This is a genomic window from Janthinobacterium sp. MP5059B, from assembly GCF_001758645.1.
GTDB lineage: Bacteria > Pseudomonadota > Gammaproteobacteria > Burkholderiales > Burkholderiaceae_D > Janthinobacterium > Janthinobacterium lividum.
This window is the reverse complement of the sequence record NZ_LRHX01000008.1, coordinates 1-9,277: the sequence shown is the minus strand read 5'-3', so window position 1 is coordinate 9,277 and position 9,277 is coordinate 1. Positions and strand designations below refer to the sequence as shown.

Sequence of the window (9,277 nt, the reverse complement as noted above, 5' to 3'; positions counted from 1 at the left end):
CATGGGCATCCTGCCGAACAATGCAGGCGGCTTCGGTGCCGTTGAGCCGGCCGCGCGAGTCTTCGCGCGCAATGAGCTGGTGCCGCTGCAGTCGCAGTTCATGGCGATTAACGAATGGGCCGGCGTGGAAGTGGTGAAGTTCGCCCCGTATGACCTGGCCACAGGCGGGGAGGGCGCGGCATGAGCGACCACGTCGACAACACGGACAAGATCATCTTCGCCGAGGTGGCGCGCGGCTTGGCCGCCGTGCGGCGCCGGCCGGGCCTGGTGGCGCACGGCGCCTGCCACTACTGCGACGAGGTGCTGGCGCCCGGCCTGCCGTTCTGCAACGTCGATTGCCGCGATGATTACCAGAAGGAGCAGGCGGCGATGATCCGCGCCGGCCGCCCAGGATGACCGCCACGCCGCGATGACCGGCAGGGCAGGGCGGCGATAGCCCAGCCGCGCCAGAGCGCCCCAGCCACCGCACAAGCCGCCCACGAGGCGGCTTTTTCACGTCCTGATGATGGATGTTGCACCAGAAGCAAGAAAAAAGCCCATTTCGGCCCGGCGCGCGCAGTTGTCCCCCCTCCACACCTGCCCGCTATATAGGGCTCTTTTGACTCAAATTTGCGTTATGGCCGAAGGCGCATGAGGACTGGTGCGGCGGGGCGAAGAGGGGACATGCGATTTGACGCATTTTGACGCACTTTGAACGTATCTTGACGCTACTGGTGTATTGGTGTGGGAAGGGGCGTTTTAGTGTACTAGCGGGGCTGTATTGCGGTCATATTGTCCGAGCACGAAAGATATCAGTCAGCGGAGCAATTAGAACAACATGGTGCTTCGATAACCATGCAACGCCTCTGAATTCGGGGCAGTCACTATTTCGATAGGCTCACCAAAAAGGTTAAAATCTGGTATGGGTAAAGGGGGCACAACCCTTAATATTTGCTTTTCGTCAATTCGTGCGTCTTCTCTAAGTTCCATAAGCAAGCGGCCGAGAACATTCTCTCCTACAAGAGTATTTTGATCGATAACTCGCGCGCCCCAGAATGTATCTTTACTTGATTGCTCAACGATATGACCATCACCTGTAGAAAGTAACAAAGCTCTGAACTCAGTGTAGTTTTGGGCAAGTTTTACTCGCAAGCACCATCGCATAATTTTGTGCCGAATGGAGTCCCAGTCTTTTCTTGTCTGATCGCGGAAGGGCATTGTTTTTCGCTTGGCGACAATGGGACTGGCCTCTGAGATGACCAACCTTTGAACTTCAGGTAATTGTGGAAATCGGCATGCTTGATACAATGCTTCAGTTGTGCGAAAACGTACACCATTGACAGTTACCACGTATCCGCCAGCCATATTCGAAAGCCCGCCAAACGGATCCTTCGTACGATGAAAGACTACGCACTCACTTCTAGTGTATGTGCGTAGCAATTCAAACTTAGTCGAAGAATTTACTGAAGACATTTTCCGCAGACGAGTACGTTTTTCGGGGGAGTAGAGGATACCATTGTAACGCCGTATTGCTTGCACCACCATCACCCCACCAAACCGCAAGGGGGGCTGTGTTGGGGCAGTTCCGATAGGTCACTAAGGTTGAGCCAAAGCCGATCCCGAAGGGGCCGAATCCGAGCGGTCGAAGCGAGTCCTTTGGCGTCGAATGGTGTGATCGAATCTTCATCCCTGCGAGTAGGAACTCAGATTCAAGTATCTTACGCCCTTCTTCGGATTTGAAAATCTTCGACTCTCCACCAAGTTCACGAGGCTTGAACGGAAATTTTCCGTTCGCTGCGTAGGATTTTACAGTTTCAATATTGGGTAGCTCACTTGGCCAATAAACATCAGCATTTCTATTCCAATGCACCGTATTTTCCAGTTCCAGAGCGCGCCAAACAGTGATCTTTATTCCTTGCTTGCCAGCTTCCTTCTTCGCGTTTTCAAGCCGTGTATTACGCAAATAATATTCGCCTGTAGTGTGCGTCACTGCAAGAACAATGTGGAGACGGCACTCTTTTGGTGCGTCGTTTTTGATCCAATCGACGATGTCATTGCCGACCCGACTACCAGTGAACATGATGTCATCCAAATACATGAAGTCACCATCGTCCGTTCCGCATTTTGCCAGCTCAAGTCCAAATGTATCTTTCAACTGAACAGCCATCAACTTAAGCATTGCTCGTTGACTAACACCATCTTTTTGTACTCTTAAAAAATTTACTTTTGACCAAAAGTCTTTAGGAATTTTGCCTGTCAGTGCTGCATTGTTCATTAGACCACCTAAGAATCTAACAAAACGGTCATGAGTGATGAAAGAACTTTCGATGATATCGCTAAATTCTTGCAGCATTGGCAACTGATTTTCTGGTGTAAATTGGCTGATCCAGCGATCAACATGGTCAACCGTAGGAACAGGAATTTCCCCTTTCCTATACGACTGAATGGTGTTTGCAATTGCTGCCATCAAATTAGTTCTCTTCGCCATACCACCTCCAAGTGACATTAACCAAAAGCAAGTATAGATGATATTTTAAAATTCAAGTCAGGCAACAAAGATTTTTATCTATGGCTAGTTTTTATGCAGCATTTGGGCTGCTGAGGTTGAAAGTTCTTTACTTGCGGCCGATAGTATTTTGAACTTTGGTACGTTTCAAGGGGCAGATAGCAGATAAAACAGCAAAAGCCATCATTAAGCCGAAAAATTTGCTCCACAACCATAAAATCAACAGCATGGTTCATGGCTTCCAGCGCTGCTATAGTGTTACCTTTGCGAAGCAAAAACGGGCCGCAAGCCCGCATGGCTGTTGAGTTCCTTGTCGAGCTTCCCAAGCTTGCGCGCGCGGTGCTCGAAGCTGGCAGGCCATGGGATACCCTTCGAAGGCCAATGACTGAAAAATTCTGCAGTTTTTATCAATCGACGGTACAAAAGTAGGTACGTTATTAGAGAGTGGTCTTGTAAGGCTTATGAGCATTAGTTGTTTGCATTGCACCGCTTCAGCGGATTTTTTCCGGAAGTGAGTACGGCGCGGATGATGTGGGAAGGCGCGAAAAACGGCCGAGAAAACGTATAATTTTCGACGAAAAAACGCCGAAACATGCGGGCTTGAGTACCTGTCGAAAAGTACTGTATATTATACGACTCACACCCTATATGTAGCATCCATGCGGGTTCTGGCTAAGTATCATCGAGCATGGGGTGCATGGGGTCGGAAGTTCGAATCTTCTCGCCCCGACCATTAGATTCAAGGACTTAGGCCACTCTTCGGAGTGGCCTTTTTCTTGGGTGAGAGTTTTTATCCCTGCATTTACCCCTACGAAAACATGGGCTTGTTTGCAATCATTTGGCATGGGTTGAAACAGGTTTTTCCTGCTGACGATTCTTTCCCAGGCCCGAGCATGTTTGTTTGCTGGCCGAATTGACCAGGCCTACTTGACGCCACTCCATGTCCTCGCGAACGCCGCGACCCTGTCGTAAGCCCCCCATCGAACCCCAACTCTTTTAAGTCCTCGTGGAGCCCAGCCTTTCGGCGCATCCTGGTTCATGTCACCGGTGAGTGAGATTTCGTGTATTTTCCAGCTAGACACTGAGCCCTCCTATGCGGAGCGGCGATCAATTAGCGGATTAGACAAATACTCGGTGCAGCTATCCGGCTGGCTCAAGGCCGAGACGACTAAGCCGCGTAAGCAGCGGCGCAATTTGAAGCAGATCCATGAAGACCTGAAAGAGCTGGGCTACGTAGGGTCATACGACCGCGTGGCAGCGTTTGCCAAGCAGTGGAAGGCGGGTCAAACAGAGTGGGTCAATTCTGCGAGCAAACGAACACTGCGCTCGTCAGTCTTCGTTGGGAATCAACATCAGCAGGTCGGTGGCGCCGATGTCGATGCTGCTTTGCGACAGCAGGGTGGTGGCCTGGCCCCGGTGATGCGTCTGGTGATTGAAAAAATGCATGATCAGGCTCGAATAGCGCTTGCGCGACACCATGCCTTTCATGTTGGCGTAGCCGAGCGGCTGTTCCAGGTCGCCTGGCGTCAGGTCGGCGGCCCAGCGCTGTATGGTCTGGTCCAGCGTATGGCGCAGCCTGAGCAGGCCCGTCAGGTCTTCGGCCTGCGGCTGGTTCAGCGCGGCCGGGACGGCTACCGCGCGGATGGCGTCGAGCGCCGGCTGGCGTGCCGGATGTCCGCAGAAACGCTTGAGCCAGATCGTATCGGCGACGACAAGGTGGTTCATCGTGTCGAAGAGGGAGCCAAAAAATGCCTTGCGGTCGGCAAAGAGCTCCTCCTGAGATAGTTGCCCAGCTGCACTATACAGTTTCTCATTCATTACTTCATTGTAGGCGGCCATTCGGACGATATGGTCACATGTGCTCATGAGTGCTCTCTCCATGTCAGGGCTGAATTACTGCACGCAGATAGTGTATGGTTTTGCAAGAATTGGCAAGCGTGCTACGTCCGCTCGGGTCACGCCATCGGGCCATCGCGCCAGCGTCTTGCGCTTGCTCAATTCTTGCCTTCCGCATTTCATTCCCCGCTACAGGCATTCTGTTCCCCCGTTTCCTGATTTGGTCATTGTGATCAGCCTGGCAACAGCCGTTTGGCCTATGATGGCCTGGCACATGCACGTGTGAAGTTTCCCTTCATTCATCAACCATGAGGTGTCCATGATCCGCTATGCCCTGCCTGCCCTGTTGTTTGCCGCCGCCCTGCCGGCGCACGCCCAAGCCCCTGCCAATGACACGCCGCTGATCGAGCGGGCGAAGATTTTTGGCAATCCCAGCAAGTCCGGCGGGCGCATCAGCCCGGATGGCAAGTGGCTGTCGTGGATCGCGCCGCGCGACGGCGTGCTCAATGTGTGGGTGGCGCCGGCCAGCGACCTGGCGCAGGCACGCCCGTTGACGGAAGAAAAGGTGCGGCCCATCCGCAGCAGCTTCTGGTCGCCCGATTCGAAAACCCTGCTGTTCATCCAGGACAAGGGCGGCGATGAAAACTTCCTGCTGTACGGCGTGAACGTGGCGAGCGGCAAGCAGATCAACTACACGCCGTTCGAGAAGACCCGCGTGCGGATAGTCCAGATCAGCAGCAAGGTGAAGGACCGCATCCTCGTCGGCATCAATAACCGCGATGCGCGCTGGCACGACGTGTACAGCCTGGACCTGGCCAGCGGCAAGCTGACCCTGGTGCAGCAGAATGATGGCTATGGCGGCTATGTCGCCGATGAACTGCTCAACTTGCGCATTGCCAGCAAGGCGCGCGCCGATGGCGGCATGACGTATTTCCGCCTGGCCGATGGCAAGGTCGAGAGCACGCCGCTGGCCGAAGTGGGCCTGGAAGATGCGCAGACCACGTCGCCGCTGGCGTTCACGGTCGATGGCAAGACCCTGTACTGGAACGATTCGCGCGGCCGCAATACCTCGGCGCTGCTGGCGCAGGACGTGGCCAGCGGCAAGAGCACGGTGGTGGCGCAAGACCCGCGCACGGATATTGCCGATGCGTTGTACGACACGCGCACGGGCCGCGTGCAGGCCTACACGGTCAATTTTCTGCAGCAGGAATATCTGCCGCTGACGAACGACCTGAAAGCCGACCTGGCCTTCCTGAAAAAAAATACCCAGGGCCAGTTCACGGTAACGTCGCGCACGGATGCGGACGATAAATGGCTGGTGGCCGTCGATGCCGTCACGGCGCCGCCATCGAGCTGGCTGTACGAACGCAAGACCAGGAAGCTCACGCGGCTGTACGTGACGCGTCCGGAACTGGAAGGCGCACCGCTGGTGCCCATGTATCCGCAGCAAATCAAGGCGCGCGACGGCCTGAACCTGGTGTCGTATCTGACTCTGCCGCAAGCATCGAAGGCGAGCGCCGGCGGCACGCCATCGCAGGCGGTGCCGATGGTGCTGCTGGTGCACGGCGGCCCGTGGGCGCGCGATACGTATGGCTACAATGGCTATCACCAGTGGCTGGCCAACCGCGGCTACGCCGTGCTGTCGGTGAACTTCCGCGGCTCGACGGGCTTCGGCAAGCAATTCATCTCGGCCGGCGACCTGCAGTGGGGCCGCAAGATGCATGACGACTTGCTCGACGCGGTGCAATGGGCGGTGAAAAGCGGCGTGACCACGGCCGACAAGGTGGCCATCATGGGCGGCTCGTATGGGGGTTATGCCACCCTGGCCGGCATGGCGTTCACGCCGACGACGTTTGCCTGCGGCGTCGACATCGTCGGCCCGTCTAACCTGTTTACCTTGCTGCAAACCATACCGCCGTATTGGGAAGCGGGCAAGCAGCAGTTCTACAAGCGCATGGGCGACCCGACCACGGAAGAGGGCAAGGCGCTGCTGAAGGAGCGTTCGCCGCTGAACTTTGCGCAGAATATCCAGCGCCCGCTGCTGATCGGCCAGGGCGCGAACGACCCGCGCGTCAACGTGGCTGAATCGGACCAGATCGTGGCGGCCATGGCGGCCAAGAACATCCCCGTCACGTATGTGCTGTTCCCCGACGAGGGCCATGGCTTTGCCCGGCCCGTGAACAACATCGCCTTCAATGCGGTGACGGAAAACTTCCTGGGGCAATGCCTGGCTGGCCGCGCCGAGCCCATCGGCGCCACCCTGAAGGCGTCCACCGCGCAGGTCAAGCATGGCGCGGAGTTTGCGCAGGGTTTAAAGCAAGCACTGCAGTAAAGCTGACAGCAGGTGCCATGGCCTGCCGGGCAACATGCCGGGCAGGCCATGCTGCCCGCTGGCAAGATTTCTGCGCGGGTGGCTTGCAAGGTGACAGCCTCCGGCGTGGCGTGCGTGCAACTGAGGGCAGGGTACGCGAGGCCGTATTCGATGCGGTCGCTGCTGCTGCAGCGGCAAGCATGCGCCGCCAGAATTTCCCCATGCAAAGCCGTCTTCCCGTTGGCGCACCGAGCGTACTCGACAGGGAAAATGGGCGGCAAGCCCTTGCTGTTGGCCATGCAGACTAGCCTGATGCCACGTCCGCATGGCTTACGGCGAGCAGGTCAATATAGCCTCCCACGCGGGTTTCTTTTCCATAATTGTTGTTGAATAAATACACTATTTTAATAGCAATTGATTTTTATTAAAAAACTTCCCTATTTGATAATATTTTATAGTTGCTTTCTTTGTAAGCCGTAGTAGCATAGATTGACTTAAAGCAAGGTTTAATCATGCTGGGAAGCCACCTTGAGTCCTGTTGACGGTAGTTGTCATCGGCGTGCAGGTTTGCCTTGACCGTTATCTGCAATAGCTCCAGCGCCAAGATAAATGTATTGAGGGAAGACAAATGTTTCTAAATTTCACGAAATTTGGATGGCTATCCACGCCTGTCCGGAGTGTTGATGGCTTCATTGCCAGGGCCCATGGCGCGCCGCCTGTCCAAGGCTTGCTGCCATCGTGGCTGATGCGCCTGGCGGGAACCCTGCTGTTTGTCTTGCTATCCCTCTTTTCCAGCCAGGCTTCCGCCGCCAGTGCCTGCCCGAGTCCGCGCAACATCAGCGTGGTGGCGGGGCAAGAGTATTACGAGGATTATTCCAATTCGGCTTGTTCCCCCTTCGGCCTGACGGGCACCCTGGTGCCGCCGCAACACGGCACGCTGGAGGATTCGAACCAGACGAATGCCGTGCGCTACAGGAATACGAATCTCAGCGCGACCTCCGATACCTTCACCGTCAAGGACGATGTGGCGCAGCCCATCGTGTACAACGTCACGATCACTTCCGCCATCGTGCTGTCGCCTGCCACCGTGCCGACTGCGACGGTGGCCCAGGCTTATCCTGTGACGGCCTTGAGCGCGACGGGCGGCGCGGCGCCCTACACCTACGCGGTGACGGCTGGCAGCCTGCCTGCAGGCATGAGCCTGTCCGGCGCCGGTAGTCTGTCTGGCACGCCGACGGCGGGAGGCACGTTCAATTTCACCGTGCGGGCCACGGACTCGCTGGCTGCCAATGGCACGCGCGCTTATGCGCTGACGGTCAATGCGCCAACCATCACCGTCGCGCCGACGGTCATGCCGGCAATGACCGTCGGTCTTGCCTATAGCCAGGGCATCACTGCGGCGAACGGCACGGCCACCTATACCTATGCCATCACCGGCGGCAGCCTGCCCACGGGCTTGAGCCTGGCCGCGAACGGCACCCTGTCCGGCACGCCCACGGCAGCGGGACCGTATAACTTTACCGTCAGCGCGACCGACAGCAGCGGCGGCAGCGGCCCCTACACGGGGTCGCGCGCGTATTCCGTCACCGTCGCGGCCGGTGCTCCCGTGGCCGGCGCCGCCAGCGCCACCGTGGCCTACGGCAGCAGCGCCAACCCGATCACCCTGAACCTGAGCGGCGGCGCGGCGACGTCGGTGGCCGTGGCCTCCGCTGCCTCGCACGGCACGGCGACGGCCAGCGGCACCAGCATCACCTACACGCCGACGGCCGGCTACGGCGGGCCGGACAGCTTCACTTACACGGCTACGAACGGCATCGGCACCTCGGCGCCCGCCACCGTGACGATCACGGTTGGCGGCCCCACCATCACGATTGCGCCAAGCACCGTGCCCGCGGCAACCGTGGGTAGCGCATACAGCCAGAGCGTGACGGCCGCGAACGGTACCGGGCCGTACACCTACGCCATCAGCGCCGGCACCTTGCCGGCCGGCCTGACCTTGAATGCCTCCACCGGCGTGCTGTCGGGTACGCCGACGGCGGGCGGCGTCTTCAACTTTACCGTGCGCGCCACCGACAGTTCGACGGGCAGCGGCCCATACTCTGGCGCGCGCGCCTACTCGATGACGGTGGCAGCACCAACGATCAGCATCACGCCGACGGTCATGCCGGCGATGACAGCCGGCGTCGCCTACAGCCAGGGCATTGCCGCCGGCGGCGGCACGGCCCCGTATAGCTATGCCATCACCGGCGGCAGCTTGCCGACGGGCCTGAGCCTGGCGGCGGACGGCACCTTGTCCGGCACGCCGACGGCAGCGGGGCCATATAACTTCACCGTCACCGCGACCGACAGCAGCAGCGGCAGCGGACCTTACACGGGGTCGCGTGCTTACTCCGTCACGGTGGTGGTGGCGCCCCCAGTGGCCGGCGCCGTCAGTGCGACGGTGGCGTATGGCAGCAGCGCCAATCCGATCACCCTGAACCTGAGCGGCGGCGCGGCGACGTCGGTGGCGGTGGCCTCCGCTGCCGGCCACGGCACGGCGACGGTCAGCGGCACCAGCATTACTTACACGCCTGCGGCAGGTTATTCCGGGCCGGACAGCTTCTCCTACACGGCCAGCAATGGTGGCGGCACGTCGGCGGAAGCCA

Annotated in this window: 6 protein-coding genes and 2 pseudogenes; 5 read left to right on the top strand and 3 right to left on the bottom strand. The window is 58.1% G+C overall.

Annotated elements, in window-relative coordinates:
- Together JAB1_RS11940 and JAB1_RS11935 are read left to right on the top strand one after the other, a co-directional pair.
- Nucleotides 1–184 (top strand): annotated as a pseudogene (locus JAB1_RS11940) (capsid portal protein); the annotation flags it as partial.
- The gene (locus JAB1_RS11935) at nucleotides 181–396 is read left to right on the top strand and encodes a hypothetical protein (protein ID WP_070280078.1); all 216 of its coding nucleotides are present in this window, start codon (nucleotides 181–183) and stop codon (nucleotides 394–396) included. The pseudogene JAB1_RS11940 and the gene JAB1_RS11935, both read left to right, overlap by 4 nt.
- Before the next feature lie 411 nt (nucleotides 397–807).
- Here JAB1_RS11935 and JAB1_RS28755 read toward each other — a convergent pair whose 3' ends face one another.
- Both JAB1_RS28755 and JAB1_RS28750 read right to left on the bottom strand, forming a co-directional pair.
- A complete protein-coding gene (locus JAB1_RS28755) occupies nucleotides 808–1,452 on the bottom strand; it encodes an NADAR family protein (RefSeq protein WP_071653340.1) in 645 nt (214 codons plus the stop codon).
- On the bottom strand, nucleotides 1,427–2,467 hold the full coding sequence (locus tag JAB1_RS28750) for a hypothetical protein (RefSeq protein WP_071653339.1): 1,041 nt from the start codon (nucleotides 2,465–2,467) through the stop codon (nucleotides 1,427–1,429). The genes JAB1_RS28755 and JAB1_RS28750 overlap by 26 nt, the downstream gene beginning before the upstream one ends.
- A 1,104-nt stretch (nucleotides 2,468–3,571) precedes the next feature.
- Between JAB1_RS28750 and JAB1_RS30275 the strand changes: the two are divergent.
- Nucleotides 3,572–3,763: pseudogene (locus tag JAB1_RS30275) on the top strand (IS21 family transposase); the annotation flags it as partial.
- 51 nt (nucleotides 3,764–3,814) lie between these two features.
- On the opposite strand, the gene JAB1_RS11925 reads toward JAB1_RS30275, so the two are convergent.
- On the bottom strand, nucleotides 3,815–4,324 hold the full coding sequence (locus JAB1_RS11925) for a DinB family protein (RefSeq protein WP_254672068.1): 510 nt from the start codon (nucleotides 4,322–4,324) through the stop codon (nucleotides 3,815–3,817).
- 316 nt (nucleotides 4,325–4,640) lie between these two features.
- On the opposite strand from JAB1_RS11925, the gene JAB1_RS11920 reads away from it, so the two are divergent.
- Complete coding sequence (locus tag JAB1_RS11920; protein WP_070280075.1) at nucleotides 4,641–6,653, top strand: S9 family peptidase; 2,013 nt, start codon at nucleotides 4,641–4,643, stop codon at nucleotides 6,651–6,653.
- Between the two features lie 607 nt (nucleotides 6,654–7,260).
- Nucleotides 7,261–9,277 (top strand): putative Ig domain-containing protein (locus JAB1_RS11915; protein ID WP_175445052.1); only part of this gene is annotated, 2,017 nt, incomplete at its 3' end.

Excerpts from the sequence above, each read along its gene's own strand:
- JAB1_RS28755 (WP_071653340.1), bottom strand. The coding sequence starts at position 1,452 with ATGTCTTCAGTAAATTCTTCGACTAAGTTTGAATTGCTACGCACATAC.
- JAB1_RS11920 (WP_070280075.1), top strand. The coding sequence starts at position 4,641 with ATGATCCGCTATGCCCTGCCTGCCCTGTTGTTTGCCGCCGCCCTGCCG.
- JAB1_RS11935 (WP_070280078.1), top strand. The coding sequence starts at position 181 with ATGAGCGACCACGTCGACAACACGGACAAGATCATCTTCGCCGAGGTG.
- JAB1_RS11925 (WP_254672068.1), bottom strand. The coding sequence starts at position 4,324 with ATGGCCGCCTACAATGAAGTAATGAATGAGAAACTGTATAGTGCAGCT.
- JAB1_RS28750 (WP_071653339.1), bottom strand. The coding sequence starts at position 2,467 with ATGGCGAAGAGAACTAATTTGATGGCAGCAATTGCAAACACCATTCAG.